This window comes from Nibribacter koreensis (genome assembly GCF_039541795.1).
In the GTDB taxonomy this organism is placed as follows: domain Bacteria; phylum Bacteroidota; class Bacteroidia; order Cytophagales; family Hymenobacteraceae; genus Nibribacter; species Nibribacter koreensis.
In genome coordinates this window covers 356,710-380,755 of record NZ_BAABGX010000001.1, presented here as the reverse complement: position 1 = coordinate 380,755, position 24,046 = coordinate 356,710, and the positions used below count along the sequence as shown (strand labels likewise).

Annotated in this window: 26 protein-coding genes; 9 read left to right on the top strand and 17 right to left on the bottom strand. The window is 48.9% G+C overall.

Going from position 1 to position 24,046, the window contains the following annotated elements; translation table 11 throughout:
- Positions 1 to 81: 81 nt before the first annotated feature.
- From hemL to ABD880_RS01565, 5 genes are all read left to right on the top strand, one after another.
- A complete protein-coding gene (hemL, locus tag ABD880_RS01585; RefSeq protein ID WP_345161645.1) occupies positions 82 to 1,377 on the top strand; it encodes a glutamate-1-semialdehyde 2,1-aminomutase in 1,296 nt (431 codons plus the stop codon).
- Between the two features lie 161 nt (positions 1,378 to 1,538).
- Positions 1,539 to 1,940: an acyl-CoA thioesterase gene (locus ABD880_RS01580; protein ID WP_345161643.1), complete on the top strand. Its 402-nt coding sequence runs from the start codon at positions 1,539 to 1,541 to the stop codon at positions 1,938 to 1,940.
- Between the two features lie 298 nt (positions 1,941 to 2,238).
- Positions 2,239 to 2,706, top strand: coding sequence for a hypothetical protein (locus tag ABD880_RS01575; protein WP_345161641.1), 468 nt, complete (start codon positions 2,239 to 2,241; stop codon positions 2,704 to 2,706).
- Positions 2,707 to 2,890: 184 nt separating this feature from the next.
- Positions 2,891 to 3,427 (top strand): dCTP deaminase, encoded by a 537-nt coding sequence (gene dcd, locus ABD880_RS01570; RefSeq protein ID WP_345161639.1) that lies wholly within the window; start codon positions 2,891 to 2,893, stop codon positions 3,425 to 3,427.
- Between the two features lie 209 nt (positions 3,428 to 3,636).
- Complete coding sequence (locus ABD880_RS01565; protein WP_345161637.1) at positions 3,637 to 4,122, top strand: hypothetical protein; 486 nt, start codon at positions 3,637 to 3,639, stop codon at positions 4,120 to 4,122.
- A 71-nt stretch (positions 4,123 to 4,193) separates the two neighbouring features.
- On the opposite strand, the gene gldC is transcribed toward ABD880_RS01565, so the two are convergent.
- The 9 genes from gldC to ABD880_RS01520 all read right to left on the bottom strand — a co-directional run bounded on the left by gldC (position 4,194) and on the right by ABD880_RS01520 (position 12,860).
- Entirely contained in the window at positions 4,194 to 4,559 is a 366-nt protein-coding gene (gldC, locus tag ABD880_RS01560; RefSeq protein ID WP_345161635.1) for a gliding motility protein GldC, read from the bottom strand.
- Positions 4,560 to 4,755: 196 nt separating this feature from the next.
- A complete protein-coding gene (gene dnaN, locus ABD880_RS01555) occupies positions 4,756 to 5,880 on the bottom strand; it encodes a DNA polymerase III subunit beta (RefSeq protein ID WP_345161633.1) in 1,125 nt (374 codons plus the stop codon).
- Positions 5,881 to 6,039: 159 nt separating this feature from the next.
- Positions 6,040 to 6,765: a hypothetical protein gene (locus ABD880_RS01550; protein ID WP_345161631.1), complete on the bottom strand. Its 726-nt coding sequence runs from the start codon at positions 6,763 to 6,765 to the stop codon at positions 6,040 to 6,042.
- A gap of 197 nt (positions 6,766 to 6,962) precedes the next feature.
- Positions 6,963 to 7,736 carry a toxin-antitoxin system YwqK family antitoxin gene (locus tag ABD880_RS01545; RefSeq protein ID WP_345161629.1) on the bottom strand — a complete coding sequence of 258 codons (774 nt, stop codon included), beginning with the start codon at positions 7,734 to 7,736 and terminating at the stop codon, positions 6,963 to 6,965.
- 10 nt (positions 7,737 to 7,746) lie between these two features.
- Positions 7,747 to 9,462 (bottom strand): gliding motility-associated ABC transporter substrate-binding protein GldG, encoded by a 1,716-nt coding sequence (gene gldG, locus ABD880_RS01540; protein WP_345161627.1) that lies wholly within the window; start codon positions 9,460 to 9,462, stop codon positions 7,747 to 7,749.
- Positions 9,456 to 10,184, bottom strand: coding sequence for a gliding motility-associated ABC transporter permease subunit GldF (gene gldF / locus ABD880_RS01535; protein ID WP_345161625.1), 729 nt, complete (start codon positions 10,182 to 10,184; stop codon positions 9,456 to 9,458). Before gldF ends, gldG begins: the two co-directional genes overlap by 7 nt.
- 101 nt (positions 10,185 to 10,285) lie before the next feature.
- Positions 10,286 to 11,206 carry a gliding motility-associated ABC transporter ATP-binding subunit GldA gene (gene gldA / locus ABD880_RS01530; RefSeq protein ID WP_345161622.1) on the bottom strand — a complete coding sequence of 307 codons (921 nt, stop codon included), beginning with the start codon at positions 11,204 to 11,206 and terminating at the stop codon, positions 10,286 to 10,288.
- Positions 11,207 to 11,215: 9 nt separating this feature from the next.
- Complete coding sequence (locus ABD880_RS01525) at positions 11,216 to 11,932, bottom strand: SDR family oxidoreductase (protein ID WP_345161620.1); 717 nt, start codon at positions 11,930 to 11,932, stop codon at positions 11,216 to 11,218.
- Between the two features lie 220 nt (positions 11,933 to 12,152).
- Complete coding sequence (locus ABD880_RS01520; protein WP_345161618.1) at positions 12,153 to 12,860, bottom strand: SDR family NAD(P)-dependent oxidoreductase; 708 nt, start codon at positions 12,858 to 12,860, stop codon at positions 12,153 to 12,155.
- Between the two features lie 107 nt (positions 12,861 to 12,967).
- Here ABD880_RS01520 and ABD880_RS01515 point away from each other — a divergent pair, with 107 nt between their 5' ends.
- Positions 12,968 to 13,696, top strand: coding sequence for an MlaE family ABC transporter permease (locus ABD880_RS01515; RefSeq protein WP_345161616.1), 729 nt, complete (start codon positions 12,968 to 12,970; stop codon positions 13,694 to 13,696).
- 33 nt (positions 13,697 to 13,729) lie between these two features.
- The gene (locus tag ABD880_RS01510; protein WP_345161614.1) at positions 13,730 to 14,530 is read left to right on the top strand and encodes an ABC transporter ATP-binding protein; all 801 of its coding nucleotides are present in this window, start codon (positions 13,730 to 13,732) and stop codon (positions 14,528 to 14,530) included.
- 96 nt (positions 14,531 to 14,626) lie between these two features.
- Here the strand turns inward: ABD880_RS01510 and ABD880_RS01505 are convergent, their stop codons facing one another.
- From ABD880_RS01505 to ABD880_RS01490, 4 genes are all read right to left on the bottom strand, one after another.
- Positions 14,627 to 15,928, bottom strand: coding sequence for a NupC/NupG family nucleoside CNT transporter (locus ABD880_RS01505; protein ID WP_345161612.1), 1,302 nt, complete (start codon positions 15,926 to 15,928; stop codon positions 14,627 to 14,629).
- A 95-nt stretch (positions 15,929 to 16,023) separates the two neighbouring features.
- A complete protein-coding gene (locus ABD880_RS01500; RefSeq protein ID WP_345161610.1) occupies positions 16,024 to 16,647 on the bottom strand; it encodes a bifunctional nuclease family protein in 624 nt (207 codons plus the stop codon).
- A gap of 10 nt (positions 16,648 to 16,657) precedes the next feature.
- Positions 16,658 to 17,632 carry an electron transfer flavoprotein subunit alpha/FixB family protein gene (locus ABD880_RS01495; RefSeq protein ID WP_345161608.1) on the bottom strand — a complete coding sequence of 325 codons (975 nt, stop codon included), beginning with the start codon at positions 17,630 to 17,632 and terminating at the stop codon, positions 16,658 to 16,660.
- A 2-nt stretch (positions 17,633 to 17,634) separates the two neighbouring features.
- Positions 17,635 to 18,372, bottom strand: a complete 738-nt coding sequence (locus ABD880_RS01490; protein ID WP_345161606.1) for an electron transfer flavoprotein subunit beta/FixA family protein — start codon at positions 18,370 to 18,372, stop codon at positions 17,635 to 17,637.
- A gap of 62 nt (positions 18,373 to 18,434) precedes the next feature.
- Here ABD880_RS01490 and ABD880_RS01485 point away from each other — a divergent pair, with 62 nt between their 5' ends.
- Complete coding sequence (locus tag ABD880_RS01485; protein WP_160688133.1) at positions 18,435 to 18,773, top strand: tetratricopeptide repeat protein; 339 nt, start codon at positions 18,435 to 18,437, stop codon at positions 18,771 to 18,773.
- Between the two features lie 164 nt (positions 18,774 to 18,937).
- On the opposite strand, the gene ABD880_RS01480 is transcribed toward ABD880_RS01485, so the two are convergent.
- From ABD880_RS01480 to ABD880_RS01470, 3 genes are read right to left on the bottom strand one after another with little or no spacing between them, the layout of a single operon-like run.
- Positions 18,938 to 19,435, bottom strand: a complete 498-nt coding sequence (locus ABD880_RS01480; RefSeq protein ID WP_345161603.1) for a hypothetical protein — start codon at positions 19,433 to 19,435, stop codon at positions 18,938 to 18,940.
- 36 nt (positions 19,436 to 19,471) lie between these two features.
- Positions 19,472 to 20,524, bottom strand: a complete 1,053-nt coding sequence (locus tag ABD880_RS01475; protein ID WP_345161601.1) for a cobalamin B12-binding domain-containing protein — start codon at positions 20,522 to 20,524, stop codon at positions 19,472 to 19,474.
- Positions 20,525 to 20,540: 16 nt separating this feature from the next.
- Positions 20,541 to 20,840, bottom strand: coding sequence for an antibiotic biosynthesis monooxygenase family protein (locus ABD880_RS01470; RefSeq protein WP_345161599.1), 300 nt, complete (start codon positions 20,838 to 20,840; stop codon positions 20,541 to 20,543).
- A 230-nt stretch (positions 20,841 to 21,070) separates the two neighbouring features.
- Between ABD880_RS01470 and ABD880_RS01465 the strand changes: the two genes are divergently transcribed.
- Positions 21,071 to 21,856, top strand: coding sequence for a transporter (locus ABD880_RS01465; protein ID WP_345161597.1), 786 nt, complete (start codon positions 21,071 to 21,073; stop codon positions 21,854 to 21,856).
- A gap of 103 nt (positions 21,857 to 21,959) precedes the next feature.
- Here ABD880_RS01465 and ABD880_RS01460 read toward each other — a convergent pair whose 3' ends face one another.
- The gene (locus ABD880_RS01460) at positions 21,960 to 24,029 is read right to left on the bottom strand and encodes an OmpA family protein (protein ID WP_345161595.1); all 2,070 of its coding nucleotides are present in this window, start codon (positions 24,027 to 24,029) and stop codon (positions 21,960 to 21,962) included.
- Between the last annotated feature and the right edge of the window lie 17 nt (positions 24,030 to 24,046).

The window sequence follows — 24,046 nt, the reverse complement described above, 5'->3', positions numbered from 1 at the left end:
GAGAGATTGAATGATTGAGAGACTGAATGATTTATTTTTATTCTCTCACTCATTCAATCTTTCAATCACTCAATCCAAAATATGTCCCTAATCCATACCACCAGCCAAGAACTATTTACCAGAGCCCAGGATTCTATTCCAGGGGGCGTAAATTCACCCGTGAGAGCCTTTAAAGCCGTAGGCGGACAGCCGCTTTTCATGAAAGCAGCTAAAGGCGCTTATCTGTTTGACGAAGATGGAAACCAGTACCTGGACCTCATCAATTCCTGGGGGCCTATGATTCTGGGTCACGCCCATGAGGTGATTGAAAAGGCCGTGCGCGATGCCTTGCCGGGTTCGCTTTCGTTTGGGGCTCCTACCCGCCGCGAAGTAGAGATGGCCGAACTCATCATCAGCATGATACCCAGCGTGGAGAAGGTGCGCATGGTAAATTCAGGCACAGAGGCCACCATGTCTGCTATTAGAGTAGCGCGTGGGTATACCGGAAGAGACAAGATCATCAAGTTTGAAGGCTGTTACCACGGCCATGGCGACTCTTTTTTGATTGCCGCTGGTAGCGGTGCTGTGACCTTGGGCGTGCCAGACAGCCCGGGCGTGACCAAAGGCGTGGCCAATGACACCTTGACGGCTCCTTACAATGACCTGGCCGCCGTACAGACCTTGATCGATGCCAATCCTTCGCAGGTGGCGGCCATCATCTTAGAGCCGGTGGTAGGCAACATGGGTTTGGTAGTACCCGCTAAAGGCTTTCTGCAAGGCCTGCGCGACTTGTGTACCAAAGAAGGCATCGTGTTGATTTTTGACGAGGTGATGACCGGTTTTAGGTTGGCCAAAGGTGGTGCTCAGGAATTGTATGGTGTCCTACCAGACATGACCACGTTGGGTAAGATTATTGGCGGCGGCATGCCGGTGGGTGCCTACGGAGGAAAGCGCGAAATCATGAATTCAGTAGCCCCAGTGGGACCGGTTTATCAGGCAGGTACCTTATCTGGGAACCCAATTGCCATGTCGGCGGGAATGGCGGCGTTGACGTATCTGAATGAGCACCCCGAAGTGTACACTCACCTACAAACCATCACGGATAAGTTGGTAAATGGCACCAAACAAAACATGCAACAACTGGGCTTGAACTACACCATCAACCAGGTGGGCTCCATGTTTAGCTTGTTCTTCACAGAGCAACCCGTAACCGACTTTGCCTCTGCCAAGACTTCAGATTTAGGGCGCTTTGGCAAGTACTTCCATGAGATGTTGCAGCGTGGCATTTACCTGGCCCCTTCTCAGTATGAGACGCTGTTTGTCTCTGCGGCCATCACAGATGCCTTGGCAGACCAATATCTAAAGGCGAATCTTGAGGCTTTACAAGCCACTTTGTAACGCTTTCACTAGTAATAAAAAAGGCACTTGAAAATATCAAGTGCCTTTTTTATTACTGAGGATTTGAGGATTCATTTTTCGCTTCATTCCAAGAAAACAGGCCAAAAACGAAACGATTGTTACTGCTTCTATCTATCTTCCTTTAAAAATTAACTTATCTCATGCCACAGCCCCCCAAAGGCAGCTTCAGCCTATCCATAAAAGTTTCCCCAGAAGATATAGATGAACTAGGCCATGTGAACAATGTGGTCTATGTACGGTGGGTGCAAGAGGTTTCTGCTGCCCATTGGGCCTATGTGGCTCCGCAAGCTATAAAAGACAAATACCTGTGGGTGATCCTGCGCCATGAGATTGACTTCTTAAAATCTGCCATGCCAAATGACAACATTACAGGCTATACGTGGGTGGGCGAACACCAAGGCGCTAAGTTTGAACGGTTTGTAAGTCTATACACAGCAGGCACAGAAGAACTTTTGGCTTCGGCGAAGACCATCTGGTGCTTATTAGATGCCCAAACCATGCGGCCCAGGCGTATTGAACAGGAGTTGATTGATTTGTTGTAAAGTTTATAACTTGGCTGGTGGTTATGAAGACACTCTAACCTTGCATCACGACCTTGACATGTGAACGACGAGACGTAGTTGCACGGCAGGGCACTGAGCGGCAACAATCAAAATACTTTGGTATAATAGATAGCCTTTACCCTATTTGGTACATTTGCGCTAAACCACGGCAGGATTTAAATTGGGTAGCCAGAATTCAATTAGCCTAACGCAGAAGACTGCCTCACTCCTCTGCTTCAGGCTGGGTTATAGCTTAAATTATAAATTCTTATTTTGGGTAGGATTGTCTACCAGCCTCATGCAAATCGCAAAACCCTTAAAGGTAAAAATACTGGTTTGGACCATAGCAGTTTTGCCATTGTTATCTTTCTATGATACCCTTCTGTTTTGGTGGGAAAATGTCTTCTCTTATCATAGTATGCGTTGGTCATTCAGCACGCATTTTGACAAGCCTTCCCTGGCATGGTTTATTTTTTGCGCATTGGCCCTAACGGCTTTTTGCCTTCTTTTTTTGGCGCTGTTAACCTACAAGGAGCTAATTAGAGAATTTGTAGCCAAGTTCTTACTGCTTTGGCTAGTGGGTAGAGTACTTATGCTTGCCTCTGCCATCCATTTTGCTAGGCAGTTGACGTTCACCAATTTATCAGGTCTTATAAGCCAGATAAGCACTTCAGATTTACCATTATACCTGTTGACGGTTTTGCTTATTGCCTTTGCGCTTTGGGGCTTAACCAGAAAGAATGTAAAGCGTCATTTCTTGAATTAGTGATGACCTGCTGCTTATGCAATATAAACGCCAACCCAAGGATTTATTTAAACCGTACGGCAAGACCCTCCCGTTTTTGGCTTATTTTCCAGGAAAAAAGCCAAAAATAGCGCTTCCTTCCTAATCCATGGCAAAACACACATTTTCAGCGTACCTTGCGGGCTAATACAACCATCCAATCTGCATGATCCTCACTGACCGTCAAATACTGGAAGAAATAGAGAAAGGCACCATCAAAATTGAGCCGTACGACCGCTCTTGCCTGGGCACCAACTCCTATGACGTGCATTTGGGCAAGTACCTGGCTTCTTACCGAGATGAGGTCTTAGATGCCCGCAAACACAACCAGATTGACGTTTTTGAGATTCCGGAGGAAGGCTACGTACTGGAACCGGGAAAACTTTACCTGGGCGTCACCGAAGAATATACCGAGACCCACGCCCACGTGCCATTCCTGGAAGGCAAATCCAGCGTAGGCAGATTAGGTATTGACATCCATGCCACGGCGGGCAAGGGAGATGTAGGCTTCTGTAACCACTGGACGCTGGAGATCTCCGTGAGTCAAAAGGTGCGCGTGTACCACAACATGCCCATTGGCCAATTGATCTACTTTGTAGTGAACGGCGGCATTGAGAACTACTACAACCAGAAGGCAAACGCCAAATACAATGACCGCACGCCCTACCCGGTAGAGTCCATGATGTGGAAAAATACTTTTTAATTGAGCTTAAAGCTGGTTCATGGAATTATTTTTAGGCCACCACGGTTCTATTAGAGCCTATGCAAAGGTTTTCTTGTCCAAGTCACATAACTCTTGCGCATAGGAATCGTTTAAAATTCTAATGGATAAGACAAGCCCCCCACTGATGATTTTTATCTGAAAAGATGGCACGGGAATTGTATTATAACCACTAAATAAATTGATTAGCTATGAGAAAATTTGTGTTTGCCTTCGCTATAATGTTCCTTACAGGGTTAGCAACTTCTTTTGCGCAGACCACTGCCGAAGCAGAAAAAAGGGCAGCCAGCTTGTCTGACAAGATGATCAAGGAGCTACAACTAAATAATTTCCAGGCTAGAAAGCTGAGAGCCCTTAACCTGGCCAACGCCCAAAAAATGGTTGCCTTTGAGCAGAAGTTCTCAAACAATCCTGCTGAGCTGGACAAGTGTATTAAAGGGGTTTGTAAGGAGCGTGATACGGAGTTAGAGTCTTTGTTGAGCACCTCACAATATTCTCGCTACTACAGCTCACGCAAGGCCTTGGTAGCCCATGACAAACAATATGCCCTGCAGTTAGAGAAACAAAACGGAAGAGCTGCCAAAACCATGGTCTCTCAAACGTCTCAGGAATCTCAAAGAACGTTTCCTAAGCCTGAGGTAGCCGTTGTGAAAGCCACTTCTTCTGTAAACAAATAGACTTTCTCATTTACATATAAACAGAAAAGCCGCTCATTTGAGCGGCTTTTCTGTTTATATGGGCTTCTGTATTAAGCGGTAGGATTGTTCTGCGCGTTTAGACGCTGTTGGTCTTCTACGTGCTTCATCAACTCCTGGCAAAGCGAGCGCATCTTTTCTGCCATCACCTTGTCATTGGTAGCGCCTTCCAGGCTCTGGGCCATAGCTCCTAAGGTGTCAATGTAGAAGTACTTCATCTCATCTACGGGCATGTCCTTGGTCCAAAGGTCAATCTTCATGGTGCCGCTGTCGTTGCGGTCCCAAAGGGCAATGTTGATAGCCTTGGCGAAGTGAATGTCATCACCGGCGTCGGTGGCCCGCCAGCTAATGGCTTCTGGCACGCGTTGGTCATCCAAGGCAATGCTGAAGTGTATCTCTGATTTTTTCATCTGTTTCATGGTTCTTAGCCCCCTTAGGCGCTTTGGTTCACTTCTGCAAAGGTAACAGCTTTTTCTCAGTTCTTCAGTTTCCTATCCTCTTGTAAACCAATTCTCGTTTTTGGCCTGTTCTCCAGAAAACAGGCCAAAAACGACTGGCAAAAAGAAAGCCTTCCCTGTTTCCAGAGAAGGCTTTCTTTTTTATAAAAAACGCTGTTTATACGTAGTTGTTCAGCATCACAGGCATAACCAGCATCAAAATGTTTTCTTCATCGTCGTTGTTGGCTGGCATCAACAGACCGGCACGGTTTGGTGTAGAAAGCTCCAGGGTGATCTCATCAGAATCCATGTTGCTCAACATCTCTGTCAAGAACTTGGCGTTGAAACCAATCTCCATGTCCTCGCCGTCATACTGACACGTCAGGCGCTCGCTGGCCTCATTGGAGAAATCTAAATCCTCGGCAGAGATCTGCAACTCGCTGCCCGTAATGCGCAAACGAACCTGGTGCGTGGTTTTGTTAGAATAGATGGAGATACGCTTTACAGAGCTCAGGAAGTCATAGCGGTCAATGCTCAACTTGTTAGGGTTCTGCGCCGGAATCACGTTCTCATAATCTGGGTAACGCTCATCAATCAGGCGGCAGATCATCTTTAGGTTGTCAAAGCTAAAGTACGCGTTAGACGTGTTAAACTCTACTCTTACCGCGGTGGCCTCACTTGGCAACGTAGACTTAAGCAGGTTAAAAGCTTTCTTAGGGATGATGATAGAAGCGGCGTTCTCACTGCTCACGTCTTTGCGTCTGTAACGCAACAAGCGGTGGCCGTCTGTGGCTACAAACGTGATGTTGTCACTGCCCAACTGAACAAAAATACCGGTCATGGCAGGACGCAGCTCATCATTGCTCACGGCAAAGATGGTCTTGTTGATGGCCCGGCTCAATACGTTAGATGGAATCTCAATGGCGGTGCCGCCTCTCACTACCGGTACCTTCGGAAAATCTGTGGCGTTTTCACCAGATAGCTTGTAGCGGCCATTAGAAGAGCTGATCTCAATGGTGTAGGTCTCCTCGTCAATGGTGAAGGTCACCGGTTGGTCTGGCAGGTTCTTTAGGGTGTCAATCAGGATTTTGGCCGGAGCGGCAATTCTACCGTTCTCGCGGGCCTCTACGTGTATCTCCGTGATCATGGATGTCTCCAGGTCACTGGCGGTGATGGTCAAAACGCCATCGTTGATCTCGAACAAGAAGTTCTCCAGAATTGGGACAACCGGGTTGTTGGCCACTACCCCGTTGATGCTGGTAAGCTGCTTTAAAAGCGCCGTAGAAGATACAATGAATTTCATCCTATATAGTCGGTTTGGAAAAGGTCAATAACAGAGCAAAGTTATACAAAAAAGGCTCTTTTCCTACGTCTGTAAACAGGTTTGTTCTGCGCGCCAAGCCGTTTTTAGCCTATTTTCTGGAAAGCAGGCCAAAAACGAATTATACCTTTAAACCAAGGTCTACTTTATCTGCTTCATTTCCTTAAGAATGGTCTGCGAGGCCGCTCCGTCTAAGCCGCTGGTTTTGGCCTGAAAGATAAAGTTAGGCTCTGCTGAAACCACAAAAGCCTGTTGGTTGAAGAGGTTGCTCATGGCCAACGCATCTCCATTAGAGTTCTTGTCTGCTGAGAGCAGGTGCAGTTCTTCTGACAGGGAAAAAACAATGCTGGTCTGGGTGCTGGCCACTAGCACCTCTAATTGGGGCTGGGTACCTGGCTCAATAGACACCAAAAACTCATTGGGCAGGCCAATCCAGGAGATTTCGGGGTCTTGGGTGGCAAACGCGGGGTTGGCAAACAACACCTCTGGGTACCGTTCTAATTGGGTTCTCAACAACTCTACATCAGCGCAGGTGCTTCTGGGTTTTAACTGGACCAAGGTAATAGGGCCAGAGTCCAGGGCTACCTCGCCTACAATATCCTTATACACAGAACTGGTGCGTACAATCTGTTGCTTTTCCTTTAAGCTAACGCCCTCTCTAAAGCCTACCAAAACTATTTGATTATAGGCAGTGCCGTAACTAGTCACGTCACCCGCTTTAGAAATATACTGGTAGGTGCTACAAGCGCCGTAAGACTCTTTGGTCTGGGAATTGGTGGCGCCCGCAGGGGCTACCAGCTCACTTTCACAGGAAACCAAGAACGGAAAAACAATCAGGATATAGGAAAAAAGTAATAGACGCTTCATACCAGAGGATAATTTGGGGGTAAGTAATTATCTTTTAGCGTGTTTACGCAACTCCTCCTTTTAGGTCAGGTTTTCCTTAAAATTTATTTGAGGACAGATATTTTACGATGACCAGAAGGCATAAAAAAAACAGAGCCTCTTAGGATGAAGCTCTGTTTTTTGCCTGTTTTCTGGAAAATACCCTAAAATCGGTTTGGTTATTCTACCGTGTATAAAAACTGATAGACCTCATCAGAGACAGAAACCTGGTCCTGCGGGCTTTTGGCGTGCTTTAGTTTAATGGACAAGACATGAGGCCCTATCTTGGTAGGCTTAAAAATGTAGGTAAACGTCTGGTTATTGGAAGAGGTGCCAGTGGCAATGGGGATGAAGTCGTCCTCGGTGGCCGTGCCTATGACCATGGTTACTTTGCCAACCGGGGGCTCTATCAGGTGCACGGTAAAGGCATTGGCGACGCCAAGCTTAAGGACGTCATCATTGTCACCCATCACCGGGAACAAGATGCGCTCGGTGACTTTCCCTAGCACGCTTAGTTTCTCCTGGTACAAGGCATGGCCATTCTCTGAGTAATGGATCTGGTCTGTGATGATTCTGGTTTTGTCTTTATGCTCCTCTACGCCAACTTTCATGCCATCAGCATACATCACCCAGGTGCTGTTGCCTAAAGAGTCATACAATTCATGCGTACCGTTTAACTCACCTTCAACATACGCGCCTTTCTCTTTTATGTCACCGTTGGGGAAGTACCTGGTAAATGGTCCTTCGCGGTAGCCCTGCTTCCAGAAAGCCGACTCAATCAAGACGCCGCTGCTGTCATAGTCCTCAAAAAAACCTTCGCGGTGGCCGTTCACCAACGTTCCTTTGGTTCGCACCCATCCGTTGGAGTCCATGTCCTTTACCTCTTCTGTCTTAGGAGACATGCAAGAAAACAAGAGGACGGCTAGGAGAACCGGCAATACAAAACCTTTCATAATGACTTGATTATCTGGCGTACTTGCGTTTTCTCAACCAGAACTTGAAGCCCCCGAATAGTAGCAGCAACGCCAAAGGAATCCCCAAGTTAAGGGCTTGCCACTTGGTACGCTCGTCGCGCAGTTTGGCTTTGTCCAGGGGTCTCAATTTGATTTCCTTACCCCGCAATTCTATAAGGCCTTTCTCATCCAGCAAGAAATCTACGGTATTCTTGAGGAGCTCTTTGTTGGCGTAACGCAACCGTGTAAACCGGTCATAGCCTAATTCCATGGGACGCCCGTTCTTAGGGTCCACCTCATTGGCGCCCAAATCACCGTCAGAGAAAACTACCAGCTTGGTAGGCTTGCTAGTACCAATAAAAGGAATGGACGTACCCACCGGCGGCTGACGATTGGTCCAGAGAGATTTAAATTCACCCTCTAGCAAGTAGCCCATAGGTACCGCTTGCTCGCCAAACAGCTTGGGGTCCCGGTCAATTCTAGGATCGTTGAGGGAAAGCGAGACCGGTGCCGGGCGCTTGCGCGAGTACTGCGAGGACCACAGCAACGGCGTCTTCTTGATGCCAACAGCCTTCACAGTGTCAATAGAGCTTACAAACTTAGCCTGCACCGCATCCAGGTTACGGGTAATGGGCAACTTACTAAAACTGTTCACCAATGGATAATAGCGCCATGGCACCAACTGCGTCTGCGGCTGATTGCCCATGTAGCCTGTGACCATGGGCAGGAAGCTAGCGTTCAAGTCCTGCACCAGATCTGGGTTCACGCGGGCCCCGTACTTGAACAGCAAGTCCTGCAAGTTGACGTCATTGGGCAAAGCCAGCATTCCTTCATTCTTGATGCTGTCCAACTCGGCGCGTACGCCATCCAGCATGAATAAAACCTTTCCGCCGCGCATCACAAACTGATCCAGCTTGTACTTGTCCTGCTCTATGTAGGGCTGCGTAGGCTTCATCATGACCACCAGGTTAAACGAATGTAAGTCCGGTACTTGTGACAGTTCTACGCGGTTGACGGTGTAATACTCAGAAAGCGTGCCCAAGAAGTCGGCGGCCTTAGGTACCCACAATTCGCCGTGACCTTGCAAGACGCCTATGCGGCCACTGCTGGTAGCGGCCACCTTGCGCACCGCTGAGGCCAGTTCATACTCCAGCCCTTCTATGGATTGGTTTAGGCGCTCGTCTGGCGGAGCGGCTTGATTCCCCTTTAGCAATGTAGCCGCAGTCTGTTTGCCGGCACCAGCCACAATGGCTCCCGGGAACACAATCTTCTCTACCTTCTTGTCGCCTTCCTGCGCGAACAGGTTAGTAGGTTGCAGGCCCTGCTGCACCAGTTGCATGTAGAACTGGTTACGGGCCTCTTCATTGGTATTGGCACTGGGGTCTACAAAGTTGTAATCCAGTTTTCCGTCGCTGTACAGCCTGAACTCCTCCAGCATCTCACGGGTAGAGTTCTGCAAACGCCTAAAGCCCGCCGGAAATTCGCCTTCAAGATATACCGTTACCTGCACCGGCTCTTTCAGGTTGCCCAGCAGGTTCTTGGTTTGGTCAGAGATGGTGTAACGCTGGTCCTCTGTAAGGTCAATTCTAAAAAAGTAGCGGTTGGCCACAAAATTGAGCACCAACAGCAAGCCAACGGCCACCAAAAAGAAGGTCCAGTCCTGGCGTCTTCGGCTTTCTGCTACAGGTGCGGTTGTTTGAGGAGTGGGATTTGTCTGCTCTACCATTTTCTGCTCTCTAATACCAGTTTAGTCCCTAATAGCATTACCGTAATTACGCTCAAGAAATACAGCACGTCCCTGGAGTCAATCAAACCTTTGCTGATGGAGCTGTAATGATAGGAAATACCCAGTTGCGCAATGTAGTAAGAGGCCGTTCCCCACGCATCAATAGACGCCAACAAGTCAAAGCCTGTGTACACCAAATAGCAAAGGAAGACTGCCAGAATAAAAGCTACAATCTGATTCTCTGTGAGCGAAGACGCAAAGATGCCCATGGCCACGAACACCGCCGCCAAAAAGATCAATCCCAGATAAGAGCCCGCTACCGCCGCCGAGTCAATGTTGCCCACCGGATCACCCAACAGGTACACACTCACATAATACAACAGCGTAGGCAATAGCGCGAACAGGGCCAACAGCAGACAGGCAAAGTACTTGCCCAACAACAACTGCGTGTCAGAAAGCGGCTTGGTCAAGAGCAGTTCCATGGTGCCGGCTTTGCGCTCCTCGGCAAAAGCCCGCATGGTAATGGCCGGAATCAAGAACAGGAAAAGCCAAGGCGCTAATGAGAAAACAGACTGCAAATCGGCGTAGCCGTAGTCCAGCACACTGCTATCTGGAAAGACCCACATAAACAGGCCCGTAGCCACCAGAAACACCCCCATGACTATATAGCCAATGAGCGAGTTGAGATAGGAATTGAATTCTTTTGATAAGATTGCTAACATATTGGAGAGACACTAGATGTTAGACGCTAGTATCTAGACTTTGTGTTTTAGTTGATTCGATTTTGGCCTATTTTCTGGAAAACAAGCCAAAAACGGCTTCACTATTTCTTGCTCTGAGTTAAATCTTGGAACAACTTCTCCAGCGAGTTTTCTTCCTGCTGAAGTCCCACCAAAGGCCAGCCTTGTTCTCCAGCCAACCTGAAAATGGCTGAGCGCAGATCTGAGCCCGAGGTGGCAATGATTCTGTACTTGTGCAATCCAGCCGGTTCAATGCGTTGCACCTGAGGCAAAGTAAGAATGGGTGAAGTATCCACCTCGGCTTCAAACTCTGCCAGGATGCGCGTCTCCTTGCGGCCCATGTTCTTGAGTTCGGCCACGGGGCTGTCAGCTACCAGTTTGCCTTGGTTGATGATGAGCACGCGGTCACAGAGCGCGCTTACCTCCTGCATGATGTGGGTAGAGAACAAGACCGTTTTGGCCTGCCCTACTTCCTTGATCAATGCTCTAATTTCTACAATCTGGTTCGGGTCCAGGCCGGTAGTAGGCTCATCTAAGATTAACACGGCTGGGTCATGAATCATGGCTTGGGCCAGGCCTACGCGCTGGCGGTATCCTTTGGAAAGGGCACCAATTTTTTTGTGTTTTTCACGATCCAGCCCGCAAAGCTGAATCATCTCCTCGGTGCGGGTTTGTAAAGAGCTTCCGCCTAAGCCATGCAATTTACCCACAAAGTGCAGGTACTCGCGCACGTACATGTCCAGGTACAAGGGATTGTGCTCTGGCAGATACCCTACTTGCCGACGCACTTGCTTGGGATCTTCCACTACGTTAAAGCCATTTACCAGCACCGTGCCGCTGGTAGGTGGCAAGTAGCAGGTAGCAATTTTCATGGTAGTGGATTTTCCTGCACCATTGGGCCCCAGAAATCCCACAATCTCGCCGGTGCCTACTGTAAATGAGATATGGTCCACAGCTGCCTGCGGACCATATACTTTGGTCAAATCTTTTATTTCAATTCCCATTCTTCTGGGTTAGGCTTTCTTTTTCTCAGGTCTGCCCTTGGGCATTAACGGGCGCACCTCAATGTCTACGTGGTGGTAGTTGGGCGGTGATTGTAGAACGTGCAAGATGGTAGAAGCAATATCCTCGGGTTGCATCATATTCTCTGGTGATGTGCCAGTGCCTTCAAAGCCGTCAAAGAAATGCGTGGCTGTTGAACCCGGATAGATGCACGTCACTTTGATGCCATGCGGTCTCACCTCTTTGAACAAGGAATGCGAGATGCCACGCACCGCGAACTTGGTAGCACAGTAACCACTCATGTTCTCAATACCCGTCAGGCCGGCAATGGAGGATATGTTGATGATGTGGCCTTCCAACTGCTTCTTCATTTGGGGCAATACCAGACGCGTGCAGTAGAAGATACCGTTCACGTTGGTGTCCATCATGGTGTGCCAGTCTTTGGGGCTCATGGTGTCTAGCGCGCCTTCAATACCCAGGCCGGCATTGTTGATCAACACAGAAATATTCTGGCGAAGGCGCTCCACCGTCTGCTCATACGCTGACCAAACCGACTGCTCATGGCGCACATCGCATTCAAAATAATAAAAGTCTGGGTGTGAGATTTTGGGTTTAGAGCGGCTCCAGCTCACCACGGTGGCTCCTTGCTCCAATAATGTCTTAGCCGCCGCCAAGCCAATGCCACTGCTGGCTCCCGTAATCACCACTACTTTTCCTTCTAATTCCATATCAAAGATTTTGTTCAAATTTAATGAATATGTTATTCGTTTTTGGTTGTTCGTTGATCAATCAAAGTTCTTTTTTAGAAAAGTGTTAAGTATATAAATCTGTTTGTGGCATGCGCAAGTTTTCTGTTTTTGGCCTGTTTTACGCAAAACGGGCTAAAAACGAAGCTTAATTTTCTATATACTCATCAATCAACGAACAACCAAAAACGAACAACGCTGCTTAAATATCTCCTAATTGCGGCCTTAGCAATAATTCCTCTACCACTGTCTGTTTAGAGAGGCAGTTGGCTCCCCAGATGGCGTTGGCTACGTCCTCGGGTTTCATGAAGCGGTCATGCGGCAGGTCCACGCCTTCCCAACTGGCCGTAAGCGTTGCGCCTGGCAGGACGGCCGTCACGCGTATGCCATGCTGTTTCAACTCTTCGCGCAAGACGCGGGTCATACCATATAGGGCGTGCTTGGCAATGCAGTATGAGCCTCCGTTAGTGTACGCCATGATGCTGGCAGTGGAGCAGATGGTGAAGATGTAGCCGTCCTTGCGCTTAATCATGTCCCCCACCAAGCCTTTGGTCAAATCATAGGCGCTGTACAGGTTGGTGTTGATCATTTCCCGCAACACGGTGTCACTTTCCTCATGGATGGTACCTGGTATAAAGAAGCCGGCATTGTTCACCAGCACGTCTACCTTCACATTAAGTGATTTGATGTAATTGATGAACCTCTTCACCTCGCCGGGCAGACTTAAGTCTATAGCCTGGTAAAAGACCTTTGAAAAGGTATAATCCTGTTCAATGTCCAGTTTCAGTTTTTGCAGATCTTTCTCATTGCGCGCGCAGGTGATGATGTGATACCCTTCGGCGGCAAACTTATCTACAATGGCCCGCCCAATACCCTTGGTCCCACCGGTCACCACTATATATTTTTGCATGGGATAGATGTTTTTTCTTATTTCAACGTAATATAGGCATTTGAAAACAAGAAGTGCCTATTCTGCTCTGGTTAGAGCAGGACAACCTACGGCCTACGTTCCCATTCATGAAAAACTTTGGTGCATACCTCCTATTTTTAGGCTCGCTCTTCAGGCGCGGGGAATCTCCTAAAATCCTCTTTAAAAGAACCATTGACGAAGCCATCTTAATTGGCATTGACTCTATCTTTATTGTAGCGGTTGTCTCTACCTTTATTGGCGCGGTAACCTGCGTGCAGATTTCCTATAACCTCACCAGTGCCTTAATCCCTAAGTCTACCATTGGCTTTATGGTGCGGGAAATGACCGTGCTGGAGATGGCGCCTACCATTACCTCTATTGTATTGGCGGGCAAGGTAGGCTCCAACATTGCTGGCGGTCTGGGCACCATGAAGATTACGGAGCAGGTAGACGCCCTTGAAGTGATGGGCATTAACTCTACCTCCTATTTGGTGCTGCCTAAGATCATAGCCTCCATTCTGGTGTTTCCTATGCTGGTGATCATTGCCATGTTCCTGTCCATTTTGGGCGGCTATGTAGCGGGTACATTAACCGATACCTTGACCGGGCAAGAATACATCACAGGGCTTAGGACGGCATTCATCCCGTATAACATCACCTTCGCGCTGATAAAGTCGGTGGTCTTTGCGTTCCTGATCTCCTCTATCTCTTCTTACAAAGGCTACTTTACCACAGGTGGTGCCCTAGAAGTGGGCGAGTCCAGCACCAAGGCGGTGACCAGCAGTGTCATTGCCCTCTTAATTGCTGATTATGTCTGCGCCCAGGTACTGCTGTAAGCTTGCACTGGGTCTTTATTTGAACTGACGTACATGATTGAAATACATAATATCCATAAGTCCTTTAATGGCAAGAAAGTGCTGGATGGCATTAGCGGCGTCTTTGAGTCTGGCAAGATGAATATGCTCTTGGGGGCCAGCGGCACCGGAAAAAGCGTATTGCTCAAATGCATAGTGGGCCTGGTGAAACCAGACGTGGGCAGCATTACCTATGACGGCCGCGTGTTCACCAACAACAAACTGGACATACGCCAGGAGATACGCCGCAAGATTGGCATGCTCTTTCAGGGGAGTGCGCTTTTTGACTCCATGAACGTGAATGAAAACGTGGAATTCCCGCTTAAGATGCTCACAGACATGGACCGGGCAGAACGCATTGAACGGGTTGAGTTCTGTCTAAAACGGGTAGGCCTGGAAAATGCCGGCAAGCTGATGCCCTCTGAACTGAGCGGCGGGATGAAGAAACGCGTGGGTATTGCCCGCGCCATTGCGCCGCACTGTACCTACCTGTTCTGCGATGAGCCCAACTCTGGCCTAGATCCTTTGACAGCCATCAAGATTGATGAGCTGATTAAAGAAATCACTGAAGAGTATGATATCACCACCATTGTAGTGACCCATGACATGAACTCGGTGCTTGAATACGGCGACAAGGTCATGTTCATGTACCAAGGCAAGAAGCTCTGGGAAGGGCAAAGCTCAGAGATCATGGACACCAAAGTGCGCGAACTCAACGACTTCATCTTCTCTAACCGCCTCATGCGCGATGCCAAGAAAGTGGAGCAGATTGAAGAAGATGAGCGCCAGGAAGAAGAACGCCAGAGCAACGAATAGCCTGTAAATTCATCCATAAAAAGAGGGTCCGTTTTTGGGCTGTTTTCTAGAAAACAGCCCAAAAACGGACCCTCTACCTTTTAGACCTTTGGTCTGTTACAATTCAAACAAGATGCCGGCAATGGTAGCGGTCATCATACAAGCCACTGAGGCACCTAGCAATGCTCTTAAGCCCAGACGTGACAAGTTGCCTTGCTGACTGGGGGCCATGCCGCCAATACCGCCAATCTGGATGGCAATAGAACTGAAGTTAGAAAACCCGCAGAGCGCGTAGGTTGCCAGGATGATAGATTTAGGTGTCAACGTGCCAGCTTCTTTCATCTTAGCCAAGTCCATGTAAGCCACAAACTCGTTAATGGCAGTTTTTTGTCCTAATAAGCTACCTACTTGCAAGGTATCTGCCCACGGGCTGCCCATCAAGAAGGCAAAGACTCTAAAGATCTGGCCTAGGATGTATTGGAAATTGAGACCTTCAAACCGACCGCCGGTACTGGTTACAATCACTTCATTTAAACCCGAAAACTCACCCAGGCTTAATAAAATATAATTCAACAAGGCAATCACGGCAATAAAGGCCAGCAACATACCACCCACGTTCAAGGCAAGCTTCAAGCCATCGGCGGCACCTGTAGACATGGCATCAATCACATTCACGCCTAATGACTCTTTGTTAACTTCTAGCTTAGTGTTGATTTTATCGCCTTCGGTCTCAGGCACTAAAATCTTAGCCATCACAATACCCGCCGGAGCATTCATGATAGAGGCCGTCAACAAGTGCGCGGCAAAGATGGCTTGCTGGGCAGGGTCATCGCCGCCCAAGAAAGCCACATAGGCTGCCAATACACCGCCCGCCAACGTAGCCATACCACCGGTCATCAAGCACATGAGCTCAGAGCGGGTCATGTTGGCAATAAACGGACGCACCAGCAACGGCGCCTCTGTCTGACCCAAGAAGATGTTACCTGCCGCTGAAAGGCTTTCTGCCCCAGACAGACGCATGCCTTTGGACATTACCCAGGCAATGCCGTACACAATTTTCTGCAGGACGCCCAGGTAGTACAAGCCGGCCGTCACCGTTGAGAAGAAGATGATGGTGGGCAATACTTTAAAGGCGAAGATATAGCCCGTGCCAGCCGGAGAATTAGGTTTGGCCAGTTCACCAAACAAGAATTCGGCGCCGGCGTCTGCAAAGCTCAATAATTTCACAAAGCCTTCGCTCACCGCCTCAAAGCCGGCTTTTACAAACCCAACTTCTGTGACAAGAACCCCGAAGATGATTTGGATGAGAATCCCCACTCCTACCAGCTTCCAGCTGATGGCCTTGCGGTTAGTAGAGAATAAGATGGCAATCCCGATGAGGACAAAATAGCCGATGAGGCCTTGAAAAACACTGGACATGGAGAAACAAATTTTTCAAAAATAAGCCAAATTTCACGTAAAAAGAAAAAGTCCTGAGGTACCTCAGGACTTTATTTTCAAATCTGTTAAAAAGCTTAGTTCCGCTTGTTTAACTCATCACGTATTTTGGCGGCCTTTTCATAGTCTTCCTTCTCCAAGGCCTCATTGAGCATCTTGTTCAGTTCATCCACAGACACCTCGGTGAGCTTGGCTTTGCTGGAAGAAGACCCGGCAGAAGCGCTGCTTTCCTTAGCGGAAGACGTTGGGATTTCATCGGTTTCCTCGTCTTCATCCTCCTCTTCATCCAGATCACTTAAGATGATACCGGCCTCAGAAAGGACAGATTCTACCGTGTAAATAGGAACCCCAAACCGCAGTCCAATGGCGATGGCGTCAGAGGGACGGGCGTCCAGCTCAAACTCCTTCTCGCCGGCGTGGCAGACAATCTTTGAAAAGAACACCCCTTCCTTTAAATCTGAGATCATGATCTCCTGCACAGACACGTCCATTTGCAGGGCGAATGTCTTGAACAGATCATGCGTCAGCGGACGGGTGGGATTGATCTTCTCTATCTGTATGGCAATGGACTGCGCCTCAAACATACCAATGATGATGGGCAACCGGCGGCTTCCGTCTTTCTCCCCCAGCACCAGGGCAAACGACCCTGACTGTGACTGGCTGGAGGACAAACCCAGAATCTCTAGCTCAATTTTCTTCACAATATCTCTTCTATTTGTCTAAAGCCTTGGCGGCTTCTATCAATTTAGGAACAACCTCAGTAGCGTCACCCACAATGCCGTAATCGGCGGCTTTGAAGAATGGTGCTTCTGGATCTTTATTGATAACGACAATTACTTTAGAAGAGTTAACCCCCGCCAGGTGTTGGATGGCACCAGAGATGCCCACGGCAATGTATAAGTTAGGGCTCACGGTGATACCGGTTTGGCCAACGTGCTCATGGTGAGGTCTCCAGCCTACATCTGCCACTGGTTTAGAGCAGGCGGTAGCAGCACCCAAAGCTTTGGCTAAATCTTCAATTAAATGCCAGTTCTCTGGGCCTTTCAAACCACGGCCGCCAGAAACTACCAGATCTGCCTCGGTTAACAAGATGTCACCAGACTGTTTAATGGTTTCTTTTGGAGCGGCGGCAAAGTCAGCGTCTGTCAAAGAAGCAGAGAAATTCTCTACGTTGGCAGTGGCACCAGCAGACGTTTCCACATCTACTGCGTTTTTCTTCACCAGGATGATTTTCTTATCTGACGTCAGCTCCACGTCAGAGAACGCCTTACCCGAGAATACCCCGCGGCGTACTTTGAAAGAAGAACCAGAAATCTCAGGATAAGCCACTACGTTAGTCGCCAAAGAAGCGCCTAACTGAACCGCTAACCTAGAACCAATGGCGGCGCCAATGTTAGAGTTAGAGGCAATGATCACGCTGCTGTTCTCCTGCTGCGCGGCGGCGGCAATCACTTTCACGTAGGCAGCGCCCACGAAATTGGTCAGGCGGCTGTCATTGTCCAACAAGACTTTGGTAATGCCCTGCTCCCCTAAAGAAGTCAATGCATTGGCTTGTACGTCTCCAATGGCCACGGCCGTGGCGGTGGTGCCTAAGGTAGACGCTACTTTGCTCCCGTACGAAGCTGCTTCCAGGGAAGACTTCTTCACTTCGCCGTTCGCGCATTCTATCACTACTAAAACTGACATGCTTATAGAACTTTAGCTTCGTTGCGTAATAATTTAATCAAGTCACCGGCATTCTCTGCGTCAATCATCTTAACGCCAGATTTAGCTGGAGGCAACTGGTATCCTTGCACCTGCGTCTTGGCCTCTTGACCAACCGCCTCTACCACTTGCAATGGCTTAGTACGGGCGGTCATGATACCACGCATGTTCGGGATTCTAGGCTCGGTCATAGGCTGCTGCGCGCTCACTACCAAAGGAAGTGACGCTTCAATGATTTCCTTGCCGCCTTCAATCTCACGCTCTACCGTGGCGGTGGTGCCGTTGATGTCCAGCTTCATGGCTGGCGCGATGGTGGGAATGCCCAAGAGCTCGCCTACCATGCCGTGCACCTGAAAACCGTTGTAGTCAATAGACTCGCGGCCCATCAAGATCAGGTCATACCCGCCTTCTTTGGCGTAGTGGGCTATCTGGGTAGAAACAAGGAAAGCGTCGGTTGGTTTGATGTTTACTCTAATGGCGTCATCGGCGCCAATGGCCAGGGCCTTGCGGATATTTGGTTCGGTGTCAGCCTCTCCTACGTTTAAAACGGTTACGGTTCCACCCAAAGCTTCTTTCAGCTCAATGGCGCGGGTTAGCGCGTACTCATCATATGGGTTGATCACGAATTGAACACCCGCCGTGTTAAATTCTTTTCCGTCTCCGGAGAAAGTAATCTTGGTGGTGGTGTCTGGTACGTTACTAATGCAAACTAAGAATTTCATCTCACTTAAGGTTAGTGGATTTTACATTAAATTTGTGGGCAATTTAAAGAATAATTCATCAAATGGAAACGTCTAACAGCAGATTGGCTCAACTCCTGGCCTTTTACCAGGATGACCCGCAGGACCCGTTCACACTTTACGCCATCGCCACGGAGTACCGCGCCTTTGACGTAGAGAAGGCCCGTTTTTTCTACGAGAAACTTCTGGCAGAGCACCCGGACTATGTGGGAACTTACTACCATGCCGCCAGCCTTTACTTACAGTTAGACGAACCCACCCTGGCCCAGCAAGCCTACCAGAAAGGAATGCAGGTAAGCCGCCAGCAGGGTCAGTTGCACGCCTTCTCTGAGCTCCAAGGGGCGTACAACAAGATGATGGGTTTGGATTACGAAGATGACTAAAATTTAGTTGGCATGCATACTATTTCTTAGTTTTTTTGCTTCGTTCTCTTGTAACAGGCTAAAAACGGAATTGTTGAGGTTGCTTCTGAAAACGGAGAGGCCGACTGTTGACAGTCGGCCTCTCCGTTTTTGGGCTATTTTTCAGAAAACGGGCTAAAAACGCCCTATATAGTTTTGCTCTCTCCTTGTTTGCGGTGCAGGCGGTGGAGCTCAATGTTTTGCCGGATGAGTTCCCGGCGGGCATTCACCAGTTCATTGTTCACGCGGCTGAGTTCTTCCAGAAGTTCTTCGTGTTGCACTTCGGGCTCCCAGCCACTGTGGGTGTGTGAGGAGTCTTGGTCATCTTCTGTATACACCGTCCCAGGGAGAGAAGGCGGCGGCGGCAACAGAGGCTGCACGGTGCTCCAGAACAGCCAAAGTTCTTTTCCTGTCTGGGTAAGGCCTAAGGTAAACACCTGCCCCGTTGGGTCTTGGGCCAGGCGCATGTTGGGCAATAGACTAGTCTGTGCGGGAAATTTCTGAAACCACTCAGTGGCTAATTCTTTGGAAGTTTGGTTAAGCAGGTTCAAGAAAGACTTGCCGGCAGGATTTTCTGGCAGGGTTGAAAAGTCTGTTGAGACCACTTCCAGCACCCTGCCCGCCTGCGTACAACGCCACACCATTCCGCCTTTCTTTTCCAACCTCTCTCCTTTGCTTTCCTATTTGGCGACCAACTCCTTGGCCAGTTCTAAGGCTTCTTGGGCATCTTTGCTGTAGCCGTCTGCGCCCACTTGCTGCCAGAGTTCTTCTGCCGTATTAAACGGATACCCACCCACCATTATTTTGAGGTCCTTTAAATCTTCTGCTGCCCTTACTGCCTGAATGGCCGCCTCTACCGCGGGTACATGATAGGTCATGGTAGCCGATAGCAGCAACAAGTCTGGCTTCTGGTCCCTGAGCGCGCTTAACAGGCTATGTACAGGCACGTTAGATCCCAGGTAGTAGGTATCCCAGCCTTCCATCTCAAAGAAGTCACTCACCATGCGTACGCCCAATTCATGTAAGTCTCCGGCGGCGCAGGTAGACACCAGCTTTAGGCCGTTGCGCTCTGTACCAAAAACGTGCGGGTACAACTGAGACATGGCCCATTGGGTAGCGGCGGTGCAGAAATGCTCCTGGGCCACGCTTATTTTGTTTTTCTGCCAAAGGCGCCCAATCTGATGTTGCACCGGCTGAAAAACGCTCAAATAAATTTCCTTGACGGGCACGCCGCGCTCTACCTCTTGCATGACAAGGTCAATGGCTTGGTTGCGTTTGCCTTTTAAAAGCAATGCCAGGTATTGCTCAGCTACCTCAGTGAGAACGTTCTCTGTTTGAGTGGCCAGGCCGTGCTTGTCTTCTAACACTTGCAGGCCGCTGTTCAAATGATTGGCCACCCGCACGTAATGCTCAATGGGCAGATTCTGGGTCACCACATCCTTTAAGGCGGCCAAGTGGGCGTGCAGGTCTTTGGCAGGAAGGTTGCGGGTCTCCAGTACTTGCTGGGCCCACATGACATAGTCATTGAACAATGCTGAGCTGCCTGAGCCCACTGCTTCAATCAAATAAGAAAAATGGAAGTGGGTGTCTTGTCTGCACTTTTCCTTCCCCTCTGGGCCATATCTTGCCTCCATGTCGGGATTCTGAGCATACACCAAGTCAATGGTCTGCGCCACCAACTCGGGTTCCAGACGCTTTAAGAGCGCGGCAGATTTTTTTCTGTTCTCTGACATCTCTGCTTCTTACTGGCTACTCGCAGATATGTTCAAAAAAACGAACTTTGGCGGAACGCGGCACTAGCTTAAGGCCTTTAGGAATGCCGCTGTGCGAATCATGGTACATGTGGCTATGGTGCCAGGTTTTGTAGCTTTCCTCATCTTGCCAATGGGTGATCAACCAGATTTCCTGTGGGTTGTCTTGCGGAGAAATGACCTGTAGCCGAATAAACCCGGGAGCGCCTTCTACCAAACCGGGTCTGTTGATGAAGGCCTCTTTTACGGCCGGCGCCATGTCATTGGCAATGGTAAAAGTACTGAGTGCTATAAACATTCTGAATGGACTAAAACAGTGACGCCCGCCACAGGTAAAGACCACCAGAAAGACACTTGTTTTATTGTTTCACTGGCTTGGCGGGAGAAATAAAGAATAGCAATTTAAGGGCTGTACCGCATTAAGGCAAGAAAAAATTAACCAAATCTAATTAGATAAACCTTCATATATTTTTAGACGTATCTAAATTTACCTTACTTTGCTAGGTCATTTTCAACAAGATTGCTTTTATGATTAGATTATTCTCTACTGTATTTATTACACTCTTCACCACTTTATCAGCCCTAGGCCAAACAAAAGGCATTGACTCCTTAAGCGCCATTGAAACCGACCGTCCAGATCAGACTGAAGCTGCCAGCGTGCTACCCAAGGGATTCATTCAACTGGAAGCAGGCTTTTTTAGACAAGTAGACAAGCAAGAGGGACTTACATTCGTCTCGCAGCTTGCACCTACTGCCTTGGTGCGCTATGGATTGCTGGAAACCCTGGAATTACGCTTATTGGTGGAGCGGTGGCAATTAAAAGAACAGGAGTCAGGTCTGGGTAGAGTCTCTGGCCTGGGCCCGATAGCCATTGGCACTAAGATTAAGATAACCGAGGAGAAAGGCCTCTTGCCCGCCATGGCGTTCATTGGGCACCTGACCTTGCAAACCGGCAAAAGTGAGTTCAGGCCTAGTTACGTGGTCCCAGATTTTAGATTCTCACTAGCTCATACCTTGTCAGACAGATTTAGCCTAGGCTACAACGTGGGTTATGAGTGGGCACCCGACGAAGCCTTGGGACAAACCATCTATACCATTGCCTTAGGAGCATCCTTAACAGAAAGACTAGGCTCGTTTGTTGAGTTTTACGGCCAAAAGCCCCAATCTCTGAACTGGCAGCACCATTTGGACGGCGGCTTAACGTACAAGTTGTTGCCCAACCTCCAATTAGACGCTTCTGCCGGAATAGGTTTGAGCCAGGATACGCCAGATTACTTTGTGAGCGGAGGTGTAAGCGTCAGGCTACCCAGATAGACGCGCGTTTTTGGCCTATTTTCAAGAAATCAGGCCAAAAACAGAAAGGCGGACCTTGCACTAAGGTTCGCCTTTCTGTTTTATGTCATACTCTCAAAACCTGTTATTTGGCTAAGAATCTAATCTCCAGGCCATAGTCCTCTACTGGCAAGATCTTCTCAGGTGTTGCAGTTGCATCTGCTAAAGCGTAGCCTTTGGATTGCAGGCGCTTGGCATTTATACCGTTGGCCACCAGATAGTCCAACACGGCCTTGGCACGGCTCTCTGCCAGAGACTGCGTGGCATCCTGACTCTGGGGCAGGCCGGCCACTTCTACCCTCAGGCTTTTCTTATCATTCAACAGGGCAACCAATCCTTTTAGCTCATAGGTTGCCTCAGGCAGCAAAGCGGCTTTGCCTTCTTCAAAGAAAATGTTGTGTAAGGGTAAAACGCCCCCGGCCTCTAAGGGCTGGAGCTGCACTGGCTGATTTACTTGTTTAAATCCAGCGGTGGCTGGTACATTGAAATGCGATGAGTGGAATATATAATCATCCCGTTTAATAGCCAGCCCATAGTTTTTTCCTGCCGGCAAGGTTACCAGATAATGACCGGTGGCGCTGTTAGAGGTAAAGGTGGTCACCACCTCTTTTCTTAGGTTGTCAATCACTTCTACCTTGGCCTCCAGGGGTTTCTTGGTTTTTGCATCTAGGATGATGCCTTGTACGAGAATGGTCTGCGGGGTCTTCAAATCCAGGACCGGCATGCTGACGGGCTGAGGCACTTGCATGGACGTGCTGGCAATCAGGTCATCGCTTGTGTTGAGGACCATGTGCTTTTCTGCCCCAATAAACGTAAGGCGGTAGATGTCGCTTTCGCCCTGGCTTTTGTCTAAACGGCTAGACGCCATGTACCCATAGCGGCCATTGGCCGTCAAAGTCAGGAATTTGTCATCTTCTGGGGTGTTCACCGGGTAGCCCAGGTTCTCTGGTTCTGACCATTGCCCATTTTCCAGGACGCTTTTAAAGATGTCATAGCCGCCCATGGAGTTGTGCCCTTCAGAACTGAAGTATAACGTTTTCCCGTCTGGCAGCATGAACACGGCACCTTCATCATATGCGGTGTTGATTTTCGGGCCGGCGCTCACGGCCTTGCCCCAGTTACCTTTGGCATCCAGGACCACGAAATAAATGTCACCCTTTCCAATGCCGTTTGCCCGGTCACTTACAAAATAAAGCGTTTTACCGTCATAAGAATACGTAGCCGACGACTCCCGGGCACTGGAGTTGATTTCCTTGGGTAGTTCATCTGGTTTGCTCCACTCATTGCCTTTCAAGACACACTCGTACAGGTTTCCGTCGTTCTCATCGCCGGTAAACAAAAAGCGCTGCCCGTCTGGCGAGATGGCCACCACTACTTCATTCTTGTCTGTGTTAATGTGCTTGTCTAAGGGTTTGGCTGGAGTCCATTGACCATTGACCTTGGTAGAGATGTAGATGTCATCCTGTAACGGCTTGTCTTTGTCTGGCTGGGTCTTTCCTTCTGCCAACACCGCTCTGCGCGAAGAAAACAGCATCACCGTCTCATCTGCATTGACTACCGGCTGCGTATCAGCAAACCTAGAGTTGATAGTTTCCCCGGCCTTGTCAAAGAAAACGCGTACCGGTTTCTTTTCTAGCTTTTCCCCAGATAGACTCTCCCGAATGTACTTGTTCACCACGTCTACTTTGGCGCGGCCTTTATCTGTGGACAAGGTGGCCAGGTACTTCTTGTAGTCTGTGACGGCCTTCTGCCACTCCATGTTCATCTGGTAGGCTCTGGCTAAGTAAAAACTCAGCTCTGGATCAACAGAAGGGTTCAGTTTCTTGGCTTTCTCCAGATACGGCAAGGCCTTTGCCTTCTGGTCTGTGAACAGGTAGGCCACGCCCAGGCGGTAGTTTAAGAGCGCATTGTTGGGGTTAAGCGCATACGCGTCCAGGTACGGCGCTACGGCGTCTTTGTAAAACTTCTGTCGGTAAGTATCGTCTGTTTTCTTTGAGGTGGCGGCAAAGATATCATTGCCCTCGTCCAGGCGCTTCTTGGCTTCTTTAAAGCCGTCTTTGTTCTGCGCGAAGTTTTCTTTCACAAACTCCACGTTCTGGGCCATGGCCAGGCTCACGCTCAAGGAGCACCCCAGCAGTAAGGCTAATTTTTTCATATCCATCTTATAGGTTT

Coding starts and splice junctions, on each gene's coding strand:
- ABD880_RS01505 (WP_345161612.1), bottom strand. CDS start 15,928: ATGTCCAGTGTTTTTCAAGGCCTCATCGGCTATTTTGTCCTCATCGGG.
- ABD880_RS01515 (WP_345161616.1), top strand. CDS start 12,968: ATGAAAAACTTTGGTGCATACCTCCTATTTTTAGGCTCGCTCTTCAGG.
- ABD880_RS01475 (WP_345161601.1), bottom strand. CDS start 20,524: ATGTCAGAGAACAGAAAAAAATCTGCCGCGCTCTTAAAGCGTCTGGAA.
- ABD880_RS01550 (WP_345161631.1), bottom strand. CDS start 6,765: ATGAAGCGTCTATTACTTTTTTCCTATATCCTGATTGTTTTTCCGTTC.
- ABD880_RS01520 (WP_345161618.1), bottom strand. CDS start 12,860: ATGCAAAAATATATAGTGGTGACCGGTGGGACCAAGGGTATTGGGCGG.
- ABD880_RS01580 (WP_345161643.1), top strand. CDS start 1,539: ATGCCACAGCCCCCCAAAGGCAGCTTCAGCCTATCCATAAAAGTTTCC.
- ABD880_RS01525 (WP_345161620.1), bottom strand. CDS start 11,932: ATGGAATTAGAAGGAAAAGTAGTGGTGATTACGGGAGCCAGCAGTGGC.
- ABD880_RS01485 (WP_160688133.1), top strand. CDS start 18,435: ATGGAAACGTCTAACAGCAGATTGGCTCAACTCCTGGCCTTTTACCAG.
- hemL (WP_345161645.1), top strand. CDS start 82: ATGTCCCTAATCCATACCACCAGCCAAGAACTATTTACCAGAGCCCAG.
- ABD880_RS01460 (WP_345161595.1), bottom strand. CDS start 24,029: ATGAAAAAATTAGCCTTACTGCTGGGGTGCTCCTTGAGCGTGAGCCTG.
- gldC (WP_345161635.1), bottom strand. CDS start 4,559: ATGAAACAGATGAAAAAATCAGAGATACACTTCAGCATTGCCTTGGAT.
- ABD880_RS01575 (WP_345161641.1), top strand. CDS start 2,239: ATGCAAATCGCAAAACCCTTAAAGGTAAAAATACTGGTTTGGACCATA.
- gldF (WP_345161625.1), bottom strand. CDS start 10,184: ATGTTAGCAATCTTATCAAAAGAATTCAATTCCTATCTCAACTCGCTC.
- ABD880_RS01480 (WP_345161603.1), bottom strand. CDS start 19,435: ATGGTGTGGCGTTGTACGCAGGCGGGCAGGGTGCTGGAAGTGGTCTCA.
- dnaN (WP_345161633.1), bottom strand. CDS start 5,880: ATGAAATTCATTGTATCTTCTACGGCGCTTTTAAAGCAGCTTACCAGC.
- ABD880_RS01490 (WP_345161606.1), bottom strand. CDS start 18,372: ATGAAATTCTTAGTTTGCATTAGTAACGTACCAGACACCACCACCAAG.
- dcd (WP_345161639.1), top strand. CDS start 2,891: ATGATCCTCACTGACCGTCAAATACTGGAAGAAATAGAGAAAGGCACC.
- ABD880_RS01470 (WP_345161599.1), bottom strand. CDS start 20,840: ATGTTTATAGCACTCAGTACTTTTACCATTGCCAATGACATGGCGCCG.
- gldG (WP_345161627.1), bottom strand. CDS start 9,462: ATGGTAGAGCAGACAAATCCCACTCCTCAAACAACCGCACCTGTAGCA.
- gldA (WP_345161622.1), bottom strand. CDS start 11,206: ATGGGAATTGAAATAAAAGATTTGACCAAAGTATATGGTCCGCAGGCA.
- ABD880_RS01465 (WP_345161597.1), top strand. CDS start 21,071: ATGATTAGATTATTCTCTACTGTATTTATTACACTCTTCACCACTTTA.
- ABD880_RS01495 (WP_345161608.1), bottom strand. CDS start 17,632: ATGTCAGTTTTAGTAGTGATAGAATGCGCGAACGGCGAAGTGAAGAAG.
- ABD880_RS01545 (WP_345161629.1), bottom strand. CDS start 7,736: ATGAAAGGTTTTGTATTGCCGGTTCTCCTAGCCGTCCTCTTGTTTTCT.
- ABD880_RS01565 (WP_345161637.1), top strand. CDS start 3,637: ATGAGAAAATTTGTGTTTGCCTTCGCTATAATGTTCCTTACAGGGTTA.
- ABD880_RS01510 (WP_345161614.1), top strand. CDS start 13,730: ATGATTGAAATACATAATATCCATAAGTCCTTTAATGGCAAGAAAGTG.